Source organism: Nocardioides sp. YR527, assembly GCF_900101045.1.
In the GTDB taxonomy this organism is placed as follows: Bacteria; Actinomycetota; Actinomycetes; order Propionibacteriales; family Nocardioidaceae; genus Nocardioides.
On sequence record NZ_FNFN01000003.1, the window covers coordinates 12,586 to 33,021 of the forward strand.

General features: G+C 70.5%; 17 protein-coding genes. 12 read left to right on the forward strand and 5 right to left on the reverse strand.

Annotated elements, in window-relative coordinates; genetic code table 11:
- Nucleotides 1–384 precede the first annotated feature (384 nt).
- From BLT25_RS08620 to BLT25_RS08650, 7 genes are all read left to right on the forward strand, one after another.
- Nucleotides 385–1,239: an urea amidolyase associated protein UAAP1 gene (locus BLT25_RS08620; RefSeq protein WP_091044432.1), complete on the forward strand. Its 855-nt coding sequence runs from the start codon at nt 385–387 to the stop codon at nt 1,237–1,239.
- Nucleotides 1,236–2,027, forward strand: coding sequence for an urea amidolyase associated protein UAAP2 (locus BLT25_RS08625; RefSeq protein WP_256328515.1), 792 nt, complete (start codon nt 1,236–1,238; stop codon nt 2,025–2,027). Before BLT25_RS08620 ends, BLT25_RS08625 begins: the two co-directional genes overlap by 4 nt.
- Nucleotides 2,024–5,704, forward strand: a complete 3,681-nt coding sequence (uca, locus tag BLT25_RS08630) for an urea carboxylase (RefSeq protein WP_091044434.1) — start codon at nt 2,024–2,026, stop codon at nt 5,702–5,704. Before BLT25_RS08625 ends, uca begins: the two co-directional genes overlap by 4 nt.
- Entirely contained in the window at nt 5,701–7,398 is a 1,698-nt protein-coding gene (atzF, locus tag BLT25_RS08635; RefSeq protein WP_091044436.1) for an allophanate hydrolase, read from the forward strand. Before uca ends, atzF begins: the two co-directional genes overlap by 4 nt.
- A 272-nt stretch (nt 7,399–7,670) precedes the next feature.
- The gene (locus tag BLT25_RS08640; RefSeq protein ID WP_371113329.1) at nt 7,671–8,396 is read left to right on the forward strand and encodes a TetR/AcrR family transcriptional regulator; all 726 of its coding nucleotides are present in this window, start codon (nt 7,671–7,673) and stop codon (nt 8,394–8,396) included.
- Nucleotides 8,397–8,549: 153 nt separating this feature from the next.
- On the forward strand, nt 8,550–9,791 hold the full coding sequence (locus BLT25_RS29800) for a hypothetical protein (protein WP_176883728.1): 1,242 nt from the start codon (nt 8,550–8,552) through the stop codon (nt 9,789–9,791).
- Between the two features lie 93 nt (nt 9,792–9,884).
- Nucleotides 9,885–11,276: a cytochrome P450 gene (locus BLT25_RS08650; RefSeq protein WP_091044441.1), complete on the forward strand. Its 1,392-nt coding sequence runs from the start codon at nt 9,885–9,887 to the stop codon at nt 11,274–11,276.
- A gap of 37 nt (nt 11,277–11,313) precedes the next feature.
- Here BLT25_RS08650 and BLT25_RS08655 read toward each other — a convergent pair whose 3' ends face one another.
- Nucleotides 11,314–12,264 (reverse strand): helix-turn-helix transcriptional regulator, encoded by a 951-nt coding sequence (locus tag BLT25_RS08655; RefSeq protein WP_091044443.1) that lies wholly within the window; start codon nt 12,262–12,264, stop codon nt 11,314–11,316.
- A gap of 84 nt (nt 12,265–12,348) precedes the next feature.
- Between BLT25_RS08655 and BLT25_RS08660 the strand changes: the two genes are divergently transcribed.
- The gene (locus BLT25_RS08660; RefSeq protein ID WP_091044446.1) at nt 12,349–12,984 is read left to right on the forward strand and encodes a histidine phosphatase family protein; all 636 of its coding nucleotides are present in this window, start codon (nt 12,349–12,351) and stop codon (nt 12,982–12,984) included.
- Between the two features lie 54 nt (nt 12,985–13,038).
- Entirely contained in the window at nt 13,039–13,608 is a 570-nt protein-coding gene (locus tag BLT25_RS08665; RefSeq protein WP_091044447.1) for an NUDIX hydrolase, read from the forward strand.
- Between the two features lie 271 nt (nt 13,609–13,879).
- Here the strand turns inward: BLT25_RS08665 and BLT25_RS08670 are convergent, their stop codons facing one another.
- Nucleotides 13,880–14,095, reverse strand: a complete 216-nt coding sequence (locus BLT25_RS08670) for a hypothetical protein (RefSeq protein WP_091044450.1) — start codon at nt 14,093–14,095, stop codon at nt 13,880–13,882.
- A 165-nt stretch (nt 14,096–14,260) separates the two neighbouring features.
- Between BLT25_RS08670 and chrA the strand changes: the two genes are divergently transcribed.
- On the forward strand, nt 14,261–15,397 hold the full coding sequence (gene chrA / locus BLT25_RS08675) for a chromate efflux transporter (RefSeq protein ID WP_091044451.1): 1,137 nt from the start codon (nt 14,261–14,263) through the stop codon (nt 15,395–15,397).
- A 102-nt stretch (nt 15,398–15,499) separates the two neighbouring features.
- On the opposite strand, the gene BLT25_RS08680 is transcribed toward chrA, so the two are convergent.
- The 3 genes from BLT25_RS08680 to BLT25_RS08690 all read right to left on the reverse strand — a co-directional run bounded on the left by BLT25_RS08680 (nt 15,500) and on the right by BLT25_RS08690 (nt 17,797).
- Complete coding sequence (locus tag BLT25_RS08680; protein ID WP_091044454.1) at nt 15,500–16,090, reverse strand: bacterial proteasome activator family protein; 591 nt, start codon at nt 16,088–16,090, stop codon at nt 15,500–15,502.
- A gap of 10 nt (nt 16,091–16,100) precedes the next feature.
- On the reverse strand, nt 16,101–17,072 hold the full coding sequence (locus tag BLT25_RS08685; RefSeq protein WP_091044456.1) for an NAD(P)H-quinone oxidoreductase: 972 nt from the start codon (nt 17,070–17,072) through the stop codon (nt 16,101–16,103).
- 155 nt (nt 17,073–17,227) lie between these two features.
- Nucleotides 17,228–17,797 carry a molybdenum cofactor guanylyltransferase gene (locus tag BLT25_RS08690; protein ID WP_091044459.1) on the reverse strand — a complete coding sequence of 190 codons (570 nt, stop codon included), beginning with the start codon at nt 17,795–17,797 and terminating at the stop codon, nt 17,228–17,230.
- 24 nt (nt 17,798–17,821) lie between these two features.
- Between BLT25_RS08690 and BLT25_RS08695 the strand changes: the two genes are divergently transcribed.
- Nucleotides 17,822–18,598, forward strand: a complete 777-nt coding sequence (locus BLT25_RS08695; RefSeq protein ID WP_091044460.1) for a carbon-nitrogen hydrolase family protein — start codon at nt 17,822–17,824, stop codon at nt 18,596–18,598.
- A gap of 85 nt (nt 18,599–18,683) precedes the next feature.
- The gene (locus BLT25_RS30330; RefSeq protein ID WP_256328516.1) at nt 18,684–20,399 is read left to right on the forward strand and encodes a hypothetical protein; all 1,716 of its coding nucleotides are present in this window, start codon (nt 18,684–18,686) and stop codon (nt 20,397–20,399) included.
- The last annotated feature ends 37 nt before the right edge of the window (nt 20,400–20,436 follow it).

Consider the following 20,436-nt stretch of genomic DNA (forward strand, 5'->3'; position numbering starts at 1 on the left):
CAGCCGATCCGGGGATCCGCCGGCCCTTTCGGTCCGCTCCTCGGCACGGTGCCGAGATGCCATCGGAACGGTGTCCGATATCACACCATGCCTGTTACCTGTCTTTTGACAGGTTGGGCGTCCGTCGGGTTGGTCCCGTCTGCGAGCTGATCGCTCCATCAGGCGGCACCGCACGCGGGAAATCGGCAGCAAATGGTCCTTCCCCCCTAGCGGGGTCCAGCCGAAAACGGTAAGAATCGATCGACCGACAGGGAAGAAATTCTCCGACTCCGACCCCCACATTTCGGACTCAGATTTCCAACAGTCTTGGTTTGCCCCCGACGCCCTTGACCTACATGCTTACCTGTCAGTCGACAGGTTAATCATGCTTCAAGGAGGACCCGGGTGGCGCTAGCTGCAGACCACAGCACGGACACGGTGCTGAACGCACGGGCAGACGCTCGCGCGCAAGGGGGGCAGGTCAGCGACTGGATGCCGTACCTACCGGCATCGACGAGCCCGTTCGCTCCGGACGGCGTCGATCCGGAGAGCCTGACCTGGGCCGAGACGGTCGCGCCCGGCAGCTACACCCACAAGGTCCTCGCCCGCGGTACGCGGTTCCGGCTCGAGGACCCGACCGGTGAGGCTTGCGCCCACACCCTCGTCTACAACGCGCTCGAGCCGACCGAGCGGCTCAACGTCGCCGACACCCAGAAGATCCCGTGGCAGGCCTACCTCGGCGCCGGCCACCCGCTGCTCTCCGGTGACGGCCGGGTGCTCGCCACGATCCTCGCCGACACCTCCGGCCGGCACGACGCGTTCTGCGGGACGAGCACCGCTGCCTGGAACGCGCTGCGGTACGGCACCGCGCTGCCTGAGGGGCCCGCGCCCGCCGGACGTGACCTCTTCGTGAAGGCCGCCGCCAAGCACGGGCTCGGGCCGGCCGACGTACCTCCTTCGGTCTCGTTCTTCCAAGGTGTCCGGGTGGCGGAGGACGGGAGCTTCGACTGGTCGGGCTCCTCGGGCGCCGGGACCGCGGTCGAGCTCGTGGCCGAGCTGCCCCTGCTCGTGCTGATCGCCAACGTCCCGCACCCGCGGGATCCACGTCCGGAGTACATCGTCGGGCCGCTGCGCGTGCACGCCTGGCGTACGCCGGAGACCCATCCCACGACCCCGGCGGATGAGCGTTTCGACGCCTCTCCCGAGGTTCGGCGGGCGTATCTGAACACACTCGACTATGCGGAGGCTCGGGGCCTGTGACTACCACGATCGACAACCCGGTGATGAGGCCTGTGACGACCGTTCCCGTCCCTGTGACCACCTATCTGACGCCCGACGGGCAGCTGGTCTCCAGCGTCCCGGTCGGGGCGTCGTACGCCGACGGCACTCACCTGGAGTGGGGTGACCCGCTGGTGCCGGGTGCCGTCGTGCTGGACGAGCAGGTGGCTCCGCGGGCCTCGTGGTCGGGCGTCGTACGTGCCGGGCAGGTGTTGACGATCGTCGATGTCGGTGGCAACCAGTCGGGCGACTGCCTGCTCTACAACGCGGACCACACCGACGAGCGCTACAGCGCTCCGGACACGCTCGCGTGGCAGGACAACGCCTACATCCGCACCGGAACCGTGCTGCGCAGCAACCTCGGTCGTGCCCTGATGACCGTCGTCGGCAACGAGATCGACCGCCAGGACACCATCGGTGGCGCCTGCTCGCGCGAGTCCAACACGCTGCGCTACGGCCACCACGTGATGTACCACCACGGCTGCCGGGAGAACTTCCTGACCGAGGGGGCCAAGCACGGGCTCGGCATGCGCGACATCGTCTCGAACATCAACTGGTTCATGAACGTTCCGATCGAGGAGGACGGTGCCCTCGGCATCGTCGACGGCATGTCGGCGCCCGGCAGACGGGTCGCGCTGCGTGCCGAGATCGACACGCTCGTCCTCATCTCCAACTGCCCGCAGATGAACAACCCCTGCAACGACTTCAACCCGACGCCGCTGCGGATGATCGTCACCGAGCCCGATGTCGACTACGAGGTCGGCCAGTGAGCGGTGATCCATCCTTCGACACCGTTCTCGTCGCCAACCGAGGGGAGATCGCCCGCCGGGTGATGCGCTCCGCGCGTGAGCTCGGGATGCGTACGGTCGCGGTCTTCTCCGAGGCCGACCGGGCGGCACCACACGTGCGGGAGGCCGACGAGGCCGTCTGCCTGGGTTCCGCGCCCGCACGGGACTCCTATCTCCGCGGCGACCTGATCATCGAGGCGGCCCTGCGCACCGGCGCGGGGCTGCTCCACCCCGGCTACGGGTTCCTGTCCGAGAGCGCCGCCTTCGCCCGGGAGGTGGAGGCGGCGGGACTCAGGTTCGTCGGTCCGACGCCCGAGCAGATCAGCGCGTTCGGCGAGAAGCACTCGGCCCGCCGGCTCGCCGAGAACGCCGGGGTGCCGATGCTGGCCGGCTCGGGGCTGCTCTCCGGCCCGGACGAGGCGGCCGAGGAGGCGGCCCGGATCGGGCTGCCGGTGATGGTCAAGGCGACCGGCGGCGGTGGCGGCATCGGGATGACCGCGTGCAGCTCGGAGGAGGACGTCCGGGTCGCGTTCGAGCGGGTCGCCCGGCTCGCCCAGACCAGCTTCGGGACCGCCGGGGTGTTCCTGGAGCGCCTGGTGCGGCCCGCCCGTCACGTCGAGGTGCAGGTCTTCGGCGACGGCGAGGGGCAGGTGGCCGTGCTCGGCGACCGCGACTGTTCGCTGCAGCGCCGCAACCAGAAGGTGATCGAGGAGGCGCCCGCGCCGTCCCTCCCCGAGCACGTACGCACCGTCCTGCACGACTCCGCACGCCAGCTCGCCAAGTCGGTCTCCTACCGCTCGGCGGGGACCGTGGAGTTCGTCTACGACCCGGGCCGCGAGCAGATCTCCTTCCTCGAGATGAACACCCGCCTCCAGGTCGAGCACGCCGTCACCGAGCAGGTGATGGGCATCGACATCGTCGCGCTCATGCTGAGGCTGGCCCGCGACGGCGTCACCGCCCTGCCCGACGAGCTCTTCCGCAGGTGCCCCGCACCCCAGGCGTACGCCGTCGAAGCACGGGTCTACGCGGAGGACCCGGCCAAGGACTCGATGCCGTCGTCCGGCCTGGTCACGCGCGCGCTCCTGCCGGAGCCGACCGACACCGTCAGGGTGGACTCCTGGATCGAGACCGGGCTCGAGGTCTCGCCCCACTACGACCCGCTGCTCGCGAAGGTGATCGCCACCGGCGCCACCCGCGAGGAGGCGCTCGACACGCTGGGCTCGGCGCTGGCCCGGACCCGGATCGACGGGATCGTCACCAACGTCTCCGCGCTGCGCGCGATGACGACGTATGCCGAGCTCCGCTCGGCCACGCACTCGACCACGACCCTGGCCGAACGTGCCAAGGCCGGCAGCGGCGGGGACCCTGATCCGCGCATCGACGTGCTCGACCCGGGCGTGCTCACCACCGTCCAGGACCTTCCCGGCCGGGTCGGCTACTGGCAGGTCGGCGTGCCTCCTTCGGGTCCGTTCGACCCGGTCTCCTTCGCCGAGGCCAACCTGGCCGTCGGCAACGACCGCGGTGCCCCGGGTCTCGAGGTCACGGTGCCGCTGGCGACGGGCCGGGCGACGGCCGGGGGGCCGACGCTGGTCTTCTCCGATCCCGCCGTCGTCTGCGTGACCGGTGCCCCCATGCCGGTCAGCGTCGACGGCGTCCCTGCCCCGCAGTGGGAGCCGATCGAGCTCCCCGCAGGAGCGACGTTGCAGCTGGGCCGCACCGACGGGCCGGGGCTGCGGACCTACATCGCGGTCCGGGGCGGCCTGGACGTACCCGAGTATCTGGGCAGCGCCTCGACCTTCACGCTCGGCGGGTTCGGCGGGCACGCCGGACGTACGCTCCAGCGCGGTGACGTGCTGCGGCCGGGGACAGCCGTCGACCCGCAGGCACAGCCCGCGGCGACCCCGGTGTCGCGGCGGCCGGCGCTGACCAACACCTGGGAGATCGGCGTCACCGAGGGGCCGCACGGTGCCCCGGAGTTCTTCACGCGCGCGGACCTGGACCAGCTCTACTCGACGAGCTATCAGGTGCACCACAACTCGGCTCGCACCGGCGTACGCCTGATCGGGCCGAAGCCGACCTGGGCCCGGGCCGACGGTGGCGAGGCGGGGCTGCATCCCTCGAACATCCACGACACGCCCTACACGGTGGGTTCGCTCGACTTCACCGGCGACACCCCGATCATCCTCGGCCCGGACGGGCCGTCGCTGGGAGGGTTCGTCTGTCCGGCGGTCGTCGCCAGCGGCGAGCTGTGGAAGATAGGGCAGCTGCGACCCGGCGACACCGTTCGGTTCGTGCCGGTGCGGGAGGGCAAGGCCGCCGGCCTGGTCAACCACCGGGCCTCCCTGACGGTGGCCGGCGGTGCAGGTGGGGACGGCGACGACGGTGTGCTGGGCAGGTTGCCCCGGACGCAGGCGCGGCCCGAGGTCACCTATCGGCGCAGCGGGGACAACTCCGTGCTGGTGGAGTACGGGCCGATGACCCTCGATCTTGGTCTTCGGATGCGCGTTCACGCACTGCAGTCGGCCCTGGCCGAGCACGCGCCCGCCGGCATCATCGACGTCACGCCTGGGATCCGGTCGCTGCAGGTGCACACCGACTCCTCGGTCCTGCGGGCCGGCCAGGTCGCGGGGCTGCTGCGTGAGCTGGAGGAGGACCTCCCGGCCACGTCGGAGCTGACCGTGCCCTCGCGGCGGGTGCGGCTGCCGCTCTCCTGGGACGACCCGGCGACCCGGGAGGCGATCGAGCGCTACACCGCAGGCGTACGCGACGACGCACCGTGGGCGCCGTGGAACATCGAGTTCATCCGCCGGATCAACGGACTCGCCTCGGTCGAGGAGGTCCATCGGACCGTCTTCGACGCGACGTACCTCGTGCTCGGGCTGGGAGACGTCTATCTGGGGGCGCCGGTCTCGACGCCGCTGGACCCGCGGCACCGGCTGGTGACGACCAAGTACAACCCGGCCCGCACCTGGACGGCGGAGAACTCCGTCGGCATCGGCGGTGCGTACATGTGCATCTACGGGATGGAGGGGCCGGGCGGATATCAGCTGGTCGGGCGGACGACGCAGGTGTTCAACCGTTTCCGGCGCTCCACCTCGTCCGGCGGTCTCTTCCACGACGACCCCTGGGCGCTGCGGTTCTTCGACCGGATCGAGTGGTATCCGGTCTCCGCGGCCGAGCTGCTGGAGCTGCGGGCCGAGGTCGACGCCGGGCGTGGTGAGTTCGAGACCGAGGAGGGCACCTTCTCGATCAAGGAGTACGACCGCTTCCTGCGCGCCAACGAGGACTCGATCGCAGCCTTCCGTGACCAGCAGTCCGCCGCCTTCGAGGAGGAGCGTCAGCGCTGGATGGCGGCAGGTGAGTTCGACATCTGCGACCGCATCGACGCGCGAGGCGAACCCACGGAGGTCGAGGTGCCGGAGGGGTGCGTGCAGGTGACCGCGCCGTTCACCTCGACCGTGTGGAAGGTGGTCGCTAGCCGCGGCGCGCGGTTGGCCCAGGATGCCCCGCTGATGGTCGTCGAGGCGATGAAGATGGAGGCCAGCGTCCCGGTCCCGGTCTCCGGCGAGGTGGTCGAGGTCTACGTGAAGCCGGGCGAGCAGATCGTCCCGGGGCAGGTCATCGCCGCGGTGCGGCCCGTCGACGGGCCGTCGTCTTGATCCCTTCGCTCCCCGGTGGTGCGGTCGCCCGCGCCACCGAGGCCCTGGACCGCATCGAGGCATCGGATCGGCCGGAGATCTGGATCTCGCTCCGTACCCGCGACGACCTGCTCGAGGAGGCCGCCGCGATCGATGCGAAGGTGGTCGGCGGCGAGATCCTGCCGTTGGCCGGACGCCTGCTGGCAGTCAAGGACAACATCGACGTCCGCGGCCTGCCGACGACCGCGGGAGCGCCGTCGTTCGCCTACCCGCCCACAGCTGACGCCACCGCCGTCGCCCGGCTGCGGGCGGCCGGGGCGCTGGTCGTGGGAAAGACCAACCTGGACCAGTTCGCGACCGGTCTGGTCGGCACCCGCAGTCCGTACGGAGCGGTCCGCAACGCCTGGGATCCGAGCCGGATCTCGGGCGGATCCTCGTCGGGCTCGGCGGTCGCGGTCGCCCTCGGCCTGGTCGACCTCGCGCTGGGGACAGACACCGCGGGCTCCGGCCGGGTGCCGGCGGCGCTCAACGGCATCGTCGGCGTGAAGCCCTCGCGGGGGCTGGTGCCGGTCACCGGCGTCGTGCCGGCCTGCTACACGCTCGACTGCGTCACCGTCTTCGCCCGGGATCTCGGGTCCGCGCGTGCGGCCGCGGAGCTGATGGCCGGTCCCGACCCGTCGGATCCGCTGTCGCGTACGTTGCCGGCGGATGCCGGGCTGCCGCCCGTGCCGAGGGTGGCGGTGCCGGCCGGCGAGCATCTCGACGGGCTCGCTCCGGGCTGGGCCGACGCCTTCCGGGCTGTGGTCGCGCGGCTGGCCGCTGCCGGGATCGAGATCGTCGAGACCGACATCTCGCCGTTCCTCGAGGCCGCCAGGCTGCTCTACGACGGCGCCTTCGTCGCCGAGAGGTACGCCGCGGTGGGCTCCCACCTCGAAGCCAACCGTGACCTCATCGGGACCGGCCTGGACCCGACGGTCGCCGCGATCGTGCTCGCCGGGGCATCGGCCAGTGCCGCCGACTGGGCGCGCGACGCGGCTCACCTGGCGCGCCTGGGAGCGGCGGGGAGGGAGGCCCTGGTGGGTTGCTCGGCGTTGCTGACGCCGACGACGACCTGGCATCCGACGCTGGCCGAGGTGGCAGCGGATCCGGTCGACGCGAACGCGCGCCTGGGCCGGTACACGAACTTCGCGAACCTGCTCGACATGGCCTCGCTCGCGATCCCGGCCGGTCAGGTCGGCGGGCTGCCCTTCGGGGTGATGCTGACCGGGGCCGCCGGCAGCGACCGCACCCTCGCCGCGCTCGGCCACACGCTGCTCAGTCCCAGCGTCGATCTCTTCGTGGTCGGCGCGCACCTGTCGGGACAGCCGCTCAACCACCAGCTGGTCGAGGCCGGCGCGACGCTGCTGCGCCCGGTGTCGACCTCGGCCGACTACCGGCTGTTCGCGCTCGAGACCGTGCCGCCCAAGCCCGGACTGGTCCGCGTGAGTGGCCCCGGGAACGGGGTGCCGATCGAGGGCGAGCTGTGGCGCGTCCCGGCCGCGGGCTTCGGGACATTCGTGAGTGGCGTACCTGCTCCGATGGTCATCGGAAAGGTGACGTTGTCGGACGGCCCCTCGGTCTCGGGATTTCTCGTCGAGCCATTTGCAGTCGAAAGGGCTGCCGATATCTCGGCGCATGGAGGTTGGCGTCGTTACCGGTCTGAGCAGGGCCTTTAACGTTCAGCGTGGATGTCTGTTACGGGACCGGGGTCATTCCTCCAGGTGGCACATGACTCTGTTCACGGGCCGAAACCCCCGTCACACTGGGCAGAATTCCGCCAGCATTATCGCCCCGGGAGGATGCTGTGCAGCGCCTGATGATTCGTCGTGCCTTACACTTTGTTGACAGCGAATTCAACCCTCCTGTGGGACTTTCGACTCTGTTCTTTAGGGGAAGAAGACTCTTTCGAATCTTCCCCGAAACTCGGGAGGCCGCTTAGATGGCGTACATGACAACTAGGCGTTCTCGGCCCGGCCGCCCCAGGCATGTGCCCGATTCGGGTACTGCCTCACCCCGTGACCAGATCCTCGATGCCGCTGCGCGACTCTTCGTGTCCCAGGGCTTCGCGGCGACGTCCACCCGCGAGATCGCCGACCACGTCGGCATCCGTCAGGCCTCCCTCTATTACCACTTCGCCGGCAAGGACGAGATCCTCGTCGAGCTGCTCCGTAAATCGGTCCGTCCGACCACGGACAAGGTCGACAAGATCCGCAATCAGGTGCCGCCGCTCGATTATGAGACGGCTCTTTATCTGCTGGTTCTCGTCGACGTACGCACGCTTGCCGACGTGGACCACAACGTCGGAATGCTCTACATGCTGCCGGATGTGACCAACGGCGAGGTCTACACCGAGTTCCGTAAGGAGCACGAGGAGCTGGCTGCCGCCTACGCCGATCTGGCCAGCAAGGTGGCCTCGGAGAAGGTGCTGGAGGGGGTCAGCCTGAAGCAGCTGGGCAACATGCTCATCCAGCAGGTCGAAGGCGTCATCAGCATGCGCGCCGAGATGATCACCCAAGACACGGTCCGGAGGATCTCGTGCCCGGAGGCATGGGCGATCGCCTCCTCGTGCCTGCGGATCTGCGGCGTCAGCCAGGACAAGATCCAAGCCGCGAACGCGGTCGCCGTCGAGATGCTCGACGACTTCCTCGAGGACAGGGTTCGCGAGCCCGCCTGAGAAGTCAGGCTGACAAGACGGTAACTGGTGGGTAGGGCTTGCGCGTGTGAGTTGCCCTGTTGAGGCTTGAACGACACACTTTCCGAGCCCGTTGCCCGCTTCCCCACCGCGAGGACCCCCACACGTGTGCATTGACCCTTCCGGAGGCCACTGATGGCCCGGAAGCAGACAGCCATCCTCTCCGTCACCCGCGGGGTCACGACGCTCAACGGCCTGGTGGTGGACCGTCCGTGGGGGGAGGACCCGCACCAGGCAGGCATCCGCGCCGTGCGGGAACAGCTCGCCGGCCCGAGTCGCAAGCCCGTCCAGGTCGTCGCCACCGACGACGAGGCCCGTGTCCGGATGGTCGTCCATCCCGACGGACACGTCACCGACGTCGAGACCCTCGAGGTCTTCGGGAGCTACGCCTCGCCCGACGACGTACCCGGCGCGGCCTGGCTCCCCGCTGGGGCTGGGCCCGTGATCGTCCAAGGCGTCGTCGAGCCGGAGCCGGAGCCCGAGCCCGAGCCGTACGTGCCGCCCGTCCTGGCCGTTCCGGCGCCTGTCGTCGAGCCACCTGAGCTGCAGCCGGAACCGGAGCCCGAGGCCGAACCGGAGCCCGAGCCAGAGCCCGAACCGGAACCTGAGCCGGAACCTGAGCCTGCGCCGCCGCCGGCACCTGCGCCGCCGCCGGTGCCTGAACCGGAGCCTGAACCGGAGCCGGAAGCGGAGCCGGAAGCGGACCCCGGGCCAGAGCCGGAACCTGGCGGTGGGCCCCCCGCCAGGCGGGCCGTCGCCGGACCGTTGGTGCCGCTGCACCACTTGGAGTCGGGCCCCTACCGTCGGTCGCGGATGACGCGTCGCGGCCGGGTGGTGCTGGTCGTCCTCGCCATCCTGCTGCTGATCCTGATCTACGAGGTCGTACGCGGCGTCGTGACCGGTTCCGGCACGGACCCGTCCGACAAGAAGGATCCGCAGAGCCAGCAGTCGGCGCCGAGCGCGGGGGCCAGCGACGAGGCGCCGTCGGAGAAGCCCTCGCCGAGCGCGTCGGCATCCTCGGTCAGTGTCGAGCCGACGCCGACTCCGACACCGACTCCGACGCCCAAGCCGACCAAGAAGCCCGCGCCCGAACCGACCAGGACGTTGTCGGTCGAGGCGATCGCGATGACCGAGGCCATCGGGCTGCGGATCGATGCCAGCAGGCTGCCGGTGACGGCCACGATCGCGATGGATCCGTGGGGTGCGCCGGAGCGGTTCACGCGTACGGTCACCATCACCGAGCCCGACCAGCTCGTCGTGGTCAAGCCGGTCGCCTCCGGGCACGCGGAGTGGAGTGTGCGGGTCGAGGGTGCCAAGAAGGTCACCGGCTACACGCACTCGTGGCCCAAGGGCGATCGCGAGTTCGTGCGGCGCTGACCTTGGGCTGAATTGCTACCACGGTCGGATGTGGCGGCCTCCGGTGCGGCGTACGCTGCATGAGAACGTGTTCCTGCGCCTCGGAGGTCTCGCATGCCGCTCAAGATCACGCCGCCCGCCGGCGCCGGCTCGATTGCCGGCCGGACGGTGGGCCGGACGCTGGGGACGGTGGAACGCACCGCCAAGCAGGGCGTGCGCTGGGCGCTGGGGCACGGGTTGCCGCGTACGGCCATCGTCCGGTCCGCCCGGAAGGGTGACCTCCAGGGCGACCTGATCCTGAGCGGACCCGGGTCGCACACCTTCGACCTGGTCGACCTGTTCGAGGAGTTCCGTGCCCGCGGGCCGCTCTACCAGGGCGGGTTCAGCCACCTCGCGGTCGACCACGAGGTCATCAAGGAGGTGCTGACCAGCAACGACTTCATCACCGGGTTCTTCGCGCCCGACGAGTCGGGCACCGGCCTGCTGGCGAGGGCGGCGAGCTGGTCGGCCAGCGACGTCTTCGCCCCGCTGCAGCCGCCGTCGCTGCTGGCGACCGAGCCGCCGGAGCACACCCGCTACCGCAAGCTCGTCACCCGGGTCTTCACGGTGCGCGCAGTCGAGAAGCTGCGCGCCCGGACCGAGGAGATCGCCCGAGAGCTGCTCGACGACCTGGAGAAGGAGGCCGCCTCAGGGGCCGACGTCGATCTGGTCACCCGCTACTGCGGGCTGCTGCCGATCACGGTGATCTCCGAGGTGCTCGGCGTCCCCGTCGACCTGCGCGAACGCATGCTCGAGCTCGGCAAGGGCGCGGCGCTGAGCCTCGACATCGGCCTGGGCTGGCGCACCTTCCGTGACATGGAGGCCTCCCTGGAGGAGTTCGACACCTGGCTCCGCGGCCACCTGGAGTATCTCGCCGAGCACCCCGGTGACGACCTGCTCAGCCAGCTCGTCGCCCTCCGCGACGACGGCGACCGGCTCAGCGAGCGGGAGCTGAGGGCCATCGCCGGGCTGGTCTTCGCGGCCGGCTTCGAGACCACCGTGAATCTGATCGGCAACGGCATCGCGCTGCTCCACGACAACCCGGCTCAGCTCGAGGTGCTCAAGGCGCAGCCCGACCTGTGGTCGAACGCCTCCGACGAGATCCTGCGCCTCGACCCGCCCGTGCTGCTCACCGGGCGGGTCGCCCGGCGTGACTCCACCATCGCCGGCCAGGCGATCCCGCGCGGCACGATCATCAACACTGTGCTGGCCGCCGCCAACCGTGACCCGGCCGTCTTCACCGACCCGCACACCTTCGACGTCACCCGGGAGAACGCTCGCGACCACCTCTCCTTCTCCAGCGGCCGCCACTTCTGCCTCGGTGCCGCCCTGGCCCGGATGGAGGGCGAGATCGGCCTCCGGCTCCTCTTCGAGCGCTTCCCGGATCTGAAGCTCCGCGACGACCGCGAGCGCCACCCCACCCGCATCCTCCGCGGCTACTCCCACCTCCCCGCAAGGCTCTCCTGACGATTCGTCCGGACTACCCCGAATCGGCCGGGACCGGTCAGCGCTCGGCGGCGTCGAGGAGTCGTTGACCGAGCTCGGCTACGCAGCGGCGTACCTCGTCGCCCTCGACCACGCGGAACGGGACGGCCTGTCGGGCGAGCTCCTGGGCGTACCAGCCCGGGCTGTTGGTGCTCCCGACGAGACGGCAGTGGCCCTCATCGAGGGGCTCGAGGCGGCCCAGGACGCGCGGAAGATAGCGGTCTACCTGCGCGAACGGGGCGTCGAAGACGACCTCGACCTCATAGGCCCAGCCTTCGCCGAGGTGTTCCTCGACCTCGGCGACGGGGTCGATCTGCGGACGTACGAAGCCGGTCTCCTCGATGTCGACCGCGCCCATCCGGTCGACGCGGAGCACTCGGCGCGCGTCGGCGGTGTGCGACCAGCAGAGCAGATACCAGCGGGAATGGCGTACGACGACGGCCCAGGGGTCGACGACCATCTTGCGCTCGTTGCCGTTCTCGGTCGTGTAGGCGATGGTCGTGCGCCGCCGGGAGTCGCAGGCCTGGACCAGGCTGGTGGTGATGTCCGGGTCGGGCGAGATGGCGCTCTGGTCGGGAACGGCCGAGATCGTACGCCGCACCGCGGCCACCGTCTGGGACAGCGACTCGGGCAGCACCCGGCCGATCTTGCCGACCGCGCTCCCAACCGGACCGGTGGCGTCGGCGATGTCGTGGTGGCCGTCGAGCAGGGCCATCACCAGGCCGAGCGCCTCCGCGGTCGTGAAGATGAGCGGCGTACGCATCCCCCGGCCGAGCCGGTAGCCGCCATAGGGACCGCGCTCGGACTCGACCGGGATCCCCGCCTCCCGCAGGATCGCGACGTAGCGCCGGGCGGCGCGCTCGGTGACCCGGAGCCGCTCGCCCAGCCGCTCGGCGGTGATGCCGGGGGAGGACTGCAGCAGCTCGAGGGTGAGCAGTGCGCGAGCGGTCGGGCTCTCGTCATGTGCCATCGTGGCGGCTCCCGGAAGTAGTTCGTCCGGATTCAGATTAGTCCGTCACCTCCGGTGCGGTGGGTCCCGTACCCTTACCGGCATATGAGACTTCTGCTGATCAGACACGGACAGACCCCGAGCAACGTCTCGGGGGCGCTCGACACTGCCTTCCCGGGAGCGGGGTTGACCGAGCTCGGCCTGTCCCAGGCCGCGGCGGTTCCGGATGCGCTGGCGGGGGAGAGGATCGCGGGACTGTACGCCTCGCGGCTGGTGCGTACGCAGCTGACCGCCGCGCCGCTCGCCAGCCGGCTCGGGTTGCCGGTCGTCGTGCAGGAGGGGTTCGAGGAGATCACCGCCGGCAGCCTGGAGATGGCCACCGACAAGGAGTCCGTGACGGCCTACCTCCAGGCGCTCGGCGACTGGATCGCCGGCACGCTCGAGACCCCGGTTCCCGGCGGCGAGGCGGGCCACGAGTTCCTGGCGCGCTACGACGCCGCGGTGCAGTCCGTGGCCAAGCAGCACGGGCCCGATGACACCGTCGCGATCGTCTCGCACGGTGCCGCGATCCGGATGTGGACCGGGCTGCGCACCACGCGGTCGCCCGCCTTCGGCGACGACAACCGAATCCGCAACACCGGCCTCGCGGTCGTCGAGGGCAGCCTGGAGGAGGGCTGGACGACGACCTCCTGGAACAACGACCCGCTGGGCGGTGCGCACCTGATCGGCGAGGGCTTCTGATCCTCCGCTCCCTCCCGGCCTGGCCGCCGGCGCCGCGTGGGTGAGGATGGGGCCATGGCCTCCGAGGAAGACTCACCACGCACCTTCGTCCCGGTCGCGCCCGCGGAGCGGCCTCGCCGCACCCGGAGCACGGTCCGCGTACTCCTGATCGACGACCGCGACCGGATCCTGCTCTTCGCCGACTCGGACCCGGGCATCCCGGGAGCACGCTGGTGGATCACCCCCGGCGGCGGCATCGACCCGGGCGAGAGCGAGCGGGTCGCCGCGGTGCGTGAGCTCGAGGAGGAGACCGGTCTCCGGGTCACCGAGGCCGACCTGCTCGGGCCGACGATGCGGCGCACCGTGGTGCACGGCTACAGCGACGTGGTCATCGACCAGGACGACGTCTTCTACGCCTGCTGGGTGCCGGCCTTCGAGGTCTCCACCGCCGGTCACACCGAGGAGGAGCTGCTCACCATGGCCGAGCACCGCTGGTGGACGCGGGCGGAGCTCGCGGCGACCGACGAGGAGATCTGGCCGGCGGTGCTCCTCGACCTGTGGAAGGACGCCGACGTACGCCGCGACGCGGCCGCCTCCGATCCTGCCGATGGCGGACGGGTGGAGGAGTCGTCGGTCCCGGCCTGAGGGTCGACCTGTAGACGCGCCGCAGCCGACCATCCCCCACTCGATGGTCGGCTGCGGTCTTGCGAGATCCGGTCGATATCCCCCGGTATGACGAGATCTCTCGCAGGTGCCGCCTGCGCGAGCGTGAATCCCCCGATCCGCTCGTGCGACGACACTCAGTCCGTGGTGGTGCGGCCCCCCGACCGTGCCCTGGCCCTCCCCCTCAGTAGGCCCAGGGCGTCCACCCACAGCATCAGGCTGTGTACGACGGACCGAAGATGTAGGCGCATGGTCAGCGGAAGGCGCCGAGCGCGACGATACCGACGGCTGCCACGGCGGCGACGCCGAACATCGTGGTGCCGACGGCCGGCGGCATGCCGCCGCGGTGCTTGTGCTCCGACGGGTCGGGCTTGCGGAGGCTGCGGACGGCGTCGAGGACGTTGTTGCGGATCGACTCGACGGCGGTCAGGTCACTGCGGTGACGTGCGGTGATCGTGGTGGTAGCCATGGTGTTTCCTCTTCTCGGCGGTCGGCGCTGGCCGTCCGTTGTCCGGCGGCCTTCACGTGAGAGAAACGGGGTCGCGACCAGGTCATGACGCAGCTTTTCGCCACTTTGAAGTTACAGAACATCCACATCTGAGAAACTTCATGCCGAGCCCGTACGCTGCGCGTCATGACCACGACGCTGGTGGAGATCACGCGGGAGTGGGGCCGGATCGGAGTCATCGGGTTCGGCGGACCGCCCGCCCACATCCGCCTGCTGCGCGAGACCGTCGTCGAGCGCCGCGGCTGGGTCGAGCCGGAGGAGTTCGAGGACGCGATCGCGACCTGCAACCTGCTCCCGGGCCCCTCCTCGACCCAGCTGGCGATCTTCACCGCCTGGCGGGTCCGAGGAGCCCTCGGTGCGCTGGTCGGCGGGCTTGCGTTCATCCTGCCGGGTCTGGTGCTGATCCTCGCCCTGGCGGCGCTGTTCCTGGGCGACCCGCCCGCGTGGGTGCTCGGTGCGGGCGCCGGTGCCGGTGCGGCGGTCGCCGCGGTCGCGGTCCAGGCGGGCTGGGCGCTGGTGCCGTCCTCCTATGAGCGGACCGCGTCGCGCCCGCGATGGATCCTCTACGCCGTCGTCGGCACCGTCGCCGCCGCGACGACCGGAGCCTGGGTGGTCCTCGTGCTCGTGGGCGCCGGGCTCGTCGAGGTGGCGATGCGGAGGCCGTGGCGTACGAACTCCTTCCAGTCGGTCCTCACCGTGCCGGTCCTGGCCCAAGGAGCGCTCACCGCCGCGGTGGCGGCGCCGCTGGCGTGGACGGCCTTCAAGGTCGGCGCGCTGTCGTACGGCGGCGGGTTCGTGATCATCCCGCTGATGCAGTCGGATGCGGTCGACCGCTACGGCTGGATGAGCGACGCCGAGTTCCTCAACGCGGTCGCGCTCGGGCAGATCACCCCGGGCCCGGTCGTCCACACCGTCGCGGTCGTCGGCTTCGCGGCCGCCGGACTCCTCGGCGCGCTGGGTGCTGCCGTGATCGCGTTCGGGCCGTCGTTCGTGATGATCATCGCGGGCGGACGGCACTTCGAGGCGCTGCGCTCCTCGCCGCTCGCCCGTGCCTTCCTCGACGGCGCCGGACCGGCTGCGATCGGTGCCATCCTCGGGTCCGCGGTGCCGCTGGCACTGGCGACGAGCGAATGGTGGCAGTGGGTGGTGCTGGCTGCCGCCGGCGTACTCCTGCTGCTGCTCAGGCGCGGCGTGGTCCTCACCCTGCTGCTCGCTGCAGGGGTCGGTGTCGTCGTGGCTCTTGCCGGTGGGCCGCTGCCGTGAATGTTCACCGAGGTAACTCGGTCAGCGGTCACTCACCTCGTGGAGCTCCGCGAAGGGAGTTGGCGTTCACCGAGGTACCTCGGTGAACATCCCGCCGCACGACTAGAGGTAGAGCCCGCCGGACGTGTCGCCGTGGTCGTGCTGGCCGCCCTGCTGGGGTCCGCCCTGGCCGGGGGCCGGCTGGCCCTCGGGGGAGAGGCTCACGCCCGGCGGCAGGCCCTTGCGGATCTGCTCGAACTGGGCGCGCGCGGCGACCTGCTGGGCGTAGATGGCGGTCTGGATGCCGTGGAAGAGACCTTCGAGCCAGCCGACCAGCTGAGCCTGCGCGATCCGCAGCTCACCCTCCGACGGGGTCTGCTGCTCGGCGAACGGCAGCGAGAGCCGCTCCAGCTCCTCGACCAGCTCGGGTGCGAGCCCGGACTCGAGCTCCTTTATCGAGGCCTGGTGGATCTCGCGGAGCCGGTTGCGGGAGGCCTCGTCGAGCGGTGCGGCCTTCACCTCCTCGAGCAGCTGTCGGATCATCGAACCGATCCGCATCACCTTCGCGGGCTGCTCCACGAGGTCGGTCACATCGCGCTCTTCGTCCTCGTTCGCCTCCGGCGCGGTGGCGTCCTTGAGTACGTCGGCGGGCACCGCGATCGGCTGCCCGTCGGGTCCGATGACCACGACTTCCCCGGTCTGCTCCTGCGTCATGCGCTCAACCCTACCTAGTGGTCAGCAGGATCTTGCCGGTGTGCGTGCCGGACTCCATGAGCCGGTGTGCCTCGGCGGCCTCCGCCAGCGGAAGTACGTCCTGCACGACCGCCTTCACCTCGCCGGCCTCGACCATCGGCCAGATGCGCTCGACGACCTCGGCGCAGATCGTCGCCTTCTGCTCGACCGGGCGGCCGCGGAGGTTGGTGGCGATCACCGCGGCCCGCTTGCGGAGCAGGGCGTTGATGTCGAGCTCGGCCTTGGTGCCGCCCTGCATGCCGATGATGACCAGACGACCCTCGGGGTTGAGGGCTTCGATGTTGCGGGCGAGGTATTTCGCGCCCATGTTGTCCAGGATGACGTCGGCGCCGCCGTAGACCTTGGCGACCTCGACGAAGTCCTGGTCCTTGTAGTTGATGACCGCCTCGGCGCCGAGCGACTTGGCGAGCTCGGCCTTCTCGGCGGAGCCGACCGTGGTGATCACCCGGGCGCCGATCTGGCTGGCGAGCTGGATCGCCATCGTGCCGATCCCGCCGGCGCCGCCGTGGACCAGGAACGTCTCGTCGGGAGTCAGCCCGCCGACCATGAACACGTTGGACCACACGGTGGTGGTGACCTCGGGGAGTGCGGCGGCGGTGACCAGGTCGACGCCCTCCGGCACCGGCATCACCTGTCCGGCCGGGACGGCGACCTTCGTCGCGTAGCCGCCGCCCGCCAGGAGCGCGCACACCTCGTGGCCCACCTCCCACTCGTCGACGCCCTCGCCGACCGCCGAGATCACCCCGCTGCACTCCATCCCGATGATGTCGCTGGCGCCCTTCGGGGGCGGGTAGAAGCCCTGCCGCTGCAGCAGGTCGGCCCGGTTGAGGCCCGCTGCGGCGACGTCGATCACGACCTCACCAGCTGCCGGCTCCGGGTCGGGTCGGTCGGTGACGGTGAGGACCTCAGGCCCTCCGGGCTGCTCTGCAACGACGGCTCGCATGCCACCACAGTAGGTCCGCTGAGGTCGGCTGCTGGGGCCGGGCGACGTGTAACACGTCGTTCGTAGGACTACTCGCCCCATCAGAACGACCGGATAGTCGGTGTAACAGCGTGTTACACGCTCGTGAGCGTCGCCCAGCGGACCCAGCCGGTCAGCTAGATCGACTTCAGATCGGTCCAGGTGTCGATGTCGCGATGCTCGTCGCCCTCGGACGGGACCTCGACGAGGTCGAGGTCGGCCAGGAGCTTGCGCAACGGCATCCCGTGCTGCCCCTCGTGGTCGGGACGGACCTCGGCGAGCCGTGCGGTGGAGAGGACCAGGGCCAGTTGGCGGCGCTCGTCGGGCCCGACGAGCACGGCGCCGTCGCGACCGAACGCCGCCTCCCGGAGCCGCGACAGGGTCCGCGGACGCAGGAAAGGCATGTCCACGGCGACCACACCGACGTACGCCCGCGAGGTCAGCAGTGCGTCCAGGCCGGTCAGCAGGGCCGCGACCGGGCCGCCGAAGCGGGGGTCCTCGCGGACGAAGGTCACCGGACGCTCGGTGTGCACCGGGTCGCCGACCACGACGACCTCCATCGCGTCGACCACGGCGTCCAACGTCCAGGCCAGCATCGTGCGGCCGCCGAGCTCGATGCCGGACTTGTCGATCCCGTCGAGGCGGGAGCTGCGTCCTCCGGCGAGCAGCACGGCCGCGTACGGCTCCCATTCGTCCCAAGCAGTCACACAGCGGGACTCTAGTCTGGACTCGTGACCACCTGGAACAGCCTCCGGATCAGTCTCGTGCAGCAGGCTTCCGGCCTCGAGCCGGACGCCAACCGAGCGCTCCTGGCGGAGCTGACGCCGGAGGGCAGCGATCTGGTCGTCTTCCCGGAGGTCTTCGCTCGCGACTTCGGCAAGCCGGGATCCGACCTGAGCTCCTTCGCCGAGAGCCAGGACGGGCCGTTCGGGACCGAGCTGTCCCGGGTGGCCCGGGAGCGTGCGGCCACGGTGGTGGCCGGGATGCTCGAGACGAGCGGCGACCCTGAGGGGAGGCCGTTCAACACACTGCTCGTGCGAGGCGGTGCGGAGGCGGCGTACCGGAAGATCCATCTCTACGACTCCTTCGGCTACAAGGAGTCGGACGCGCTGGTCGCCGGCTCGATCGAGCCGGTGGTGGTCGACATCGACGGAGTGCCGACGGGACTGATGACCTGCTACGACCTGCGTTTCCCCGAGCTCGCGCGACGTCTGGTCGACCAGGGTGCCGAGCTGATCGTGCTGCCGGCCGCGTGGGTGGCCGGTCCGCGCAAGGTCGACCACTGGCGCACGCTCGTGCGAGCACGCGCGATCGAGAACACCGTCTTCATCGCGGCGGCTGCCCAGTCGGCCCCTCGCTACTGCGGTCACTCGATGGTCGTCGACCCCCTCGGGGACGTGCTGGCCGAGGCCGGGGACGGCGAGGAGATCGTCTCCGCGACGATCGATCGAGCCGTGCTCGAGGAGGCGCGTCGCACCAACCCCTCCCTGGTCAACCGCAGAATGTGACCCTCGTCAACAACTCCCCGTCACAGCGGTAAACGGATATCGATGACTCGTTAGGTTCACCCCTTCCCCGGTATCCTCGCCTGTTATGGACCGAGCCCCCCGCCGTCGCGCTGACAAGAGCAAGCGTGGCCGTCGTGCAGCCGGTCGCAGTGAACCCACACCCGCTTACGTCGAGCCGACCTCGAGCGAGGCACTGGCCTACGACCAGTGGGCGGAGGACGACTGGTCGGGCTATCAGGACGCCGGCCAGACCTACGACGGACAGAGCAACAGCCAGGGCTGGAGCGAGAACGGCTGGGCCGAGGACGCGTGGTACGACGAGCGTCAGCCGCCTCAGGAGCCTCCCGCCACGGGTGGTGGTCGCCGGATCGCCGGGCGTGCCGAGCCCGAGCAGTTCGACGAGCCGAACGGCTACACGGGCAAGCGTGCCGCGCGTGCGGCGCCGGAGGAGTCCCCCTATGGCGGCTACCCGGCACCGGGGTTCCGGGCGGAGCCCGAGCCGGCGCTGAGCGGGCCGACCGCGCCGCCGCCGAGTGCGTGGCAGGCGCCCGCCTACTCCACGCCGGCTCCCTATCTCGGGACGACCGGCCTGGCGCAGGCGCCGCAGACGCCGCCCCACGTCCAGCAGCCCGCCTATCAGGCCGACCCCTACCAGTCCGGCCATCTCGAGCCGATCCATGATCCCGCGGGGCCCGGGCCCTACGACATCGAGCCGTCGGGTCGGCCCACCACCGCCGCCAAGGTGACCTCGTTCCTCGCGCAGCCGAGGGTTCCCGGAGCGGGCGCCGCCCGCGCCGGCCTCGGCATCATCGAGAGCCTGACCGCCGGCACCGTCCGGGCGATCTGGCTGGCCGCGCTCGTCGTCGGTGTGCTCGGTCTCGGGGTCAGTGCGTTCGATCTCGGCCCGGAGATCTTCGGCGGCCTCGGCGCCGTCGTGGTCGGCACCGCCTACACCTTCGCGCTGGCGCACCGCACCGGTGGCCGCCCGCTGATCTTCGGATCTCTGGCAGGGGTTGCCGGACTCGTCGTGGTGCTCGTGGACAACGAGGCGCTGCGGACGGGGGCGGCGGTTCTGGTCGCATCGGTGGCCGCGGTCCTCGCGGTGATGGCCACCGTCCCGTCTCGTCGCTTCCCGAAGACGATCCGGGAGACGTTCATCGCAGTCGGGATCGCCGCGCTCGGAAGCTTCGCCGCGCTCGGCTTCGAGCCGGTCGTGATGGTCTCCCGATTCGAGTACGCGACGCTGGCCTGCTCGCTCGCGATCGCCTTCTTCGCGGTCTACCGCCTCGGCGCGGGCCTGCACGGCCTCGGCCGGCGCGGCGCGATCATCGTCGGCATCGGTGGCCTGATGCTCGCGCTCACCCTGATCTACGCCGAGATGCTGCGCCGCTACGGCAGCACCGGCCTCATGGACTCGGTCGACGACATGCAGCGCTGGTGCCGCATCCACATCGGTGGCTACCCGCACCCGATCCAGGCGCTCTTCGGGGTCCCGGCGCTCGTCTGGGGCACCCACATGCGCTCCCGTCGACGCCAGGGCTGGTGGGTCTGCCTTTTCGGTGTCGCGCTCACAGCGCCTGTCGCGAGCACGTTCCTCAACCCCGATGTCGGGCTCGCCGAAGCGGCTCTCTCGGTCGTCTACAGCATACTCATCGGTCTGGTGATCGCGTTCATCATCATCCGCATCGACCTCGCGCTCACCGGTTCGCCTGCGGCCGGCAGCGGTCGCAGGGCGGCGCGTGAGGCCGATGAGGCCAGCGCCGTCCGCCCCGAGCCCGGCCGCACCCACGCGCTGCTCTGAGGCGCTGCCCGGCTGGGGCTACCTCGCGGTAACCCAT

Excerpts from the sequence above, each read along its gene's own strand:
- BLT25_RS08640 (WP_371113329.1), top strand. The coding sequence starts at position 7,671 with ATGACAACTAGGCGTTCTCGGCCCGGCCGCCCCAGGCATGTGCCCGAT.
- BLT25_RS29800 (WP_176883728.1), top strand. The coding sequence starts at position 8,550 with ATGGCCCGGAAGCAGACAGCCATCCTCTCCGTCACCCGCGGGGTCACG.
- BLT25_RS08650 (WP_091044441.1), top strand. The coding sequence starts at position 9,885 with ATGCCGCTCAAGATCACGCCGCCCGCCGGCGCCGGCTCGATTGCCGGC.
- BLT25_RS08655 (WP_091044443.1), bottom strand. The coding sequence starts at position 12,264 with ATGGCACATGACGAGAGCCCGACCGCTCGCGCACTGCTCACCCTCGAG.
- BLT25_RS08660 (WP_091044446.1), top strand. The coding sequence starts at position 12,349 with ATGAGACTTCTGCTGATCAGACACGGACAGACCCCGAGCAACGTCTCG.
- BLT25_RS08665 (WP_091044447.1), top strand. The coding sequence starts at position 13,039 with ATGGCCTCCGAGGAAGACTCACCACGCACCTTCGTCCCGGTCGCGCCC.
- BLT25_RS08670 (WP_091044450.1), bottom strand. The coding sequence starts at position 14,095 with ATGGCTACCACCACGATCACCGCACGTCACCGCAGTGACCTGACCGCC.
- chrA (WP_091044451.1), top strand. The coding sequence starts at position 14,261 with ATGACCACGACGCTGGTGGAGATCACGCGGGAGTGGGGCCGGATCGGA.
- BLT25_RS08680 (WP_091044454.1), bottom strand. The coding sequence starts at position 16,090 with ATGACGCAGGAGCAGACCGGGGAAGTCGTGGTCATCGGACCCGACGGG.
- BLT25_RS08685 (WP_091044456.1), bottom strand. The coding sequence starts at position 17,072 with ATGCGAGCCGTCGTTGCAGAGCAGCCCGGAGGGCCTGAGGTCCTCACC.
- BLT25_RS30330 (WP_256328516.1), top strand. The coding sequence starts at position 18,684 with ATGGACCGAGCCCCCCGCCGTCGCGCTGACAAGAGCAAGCGTGGCCGT.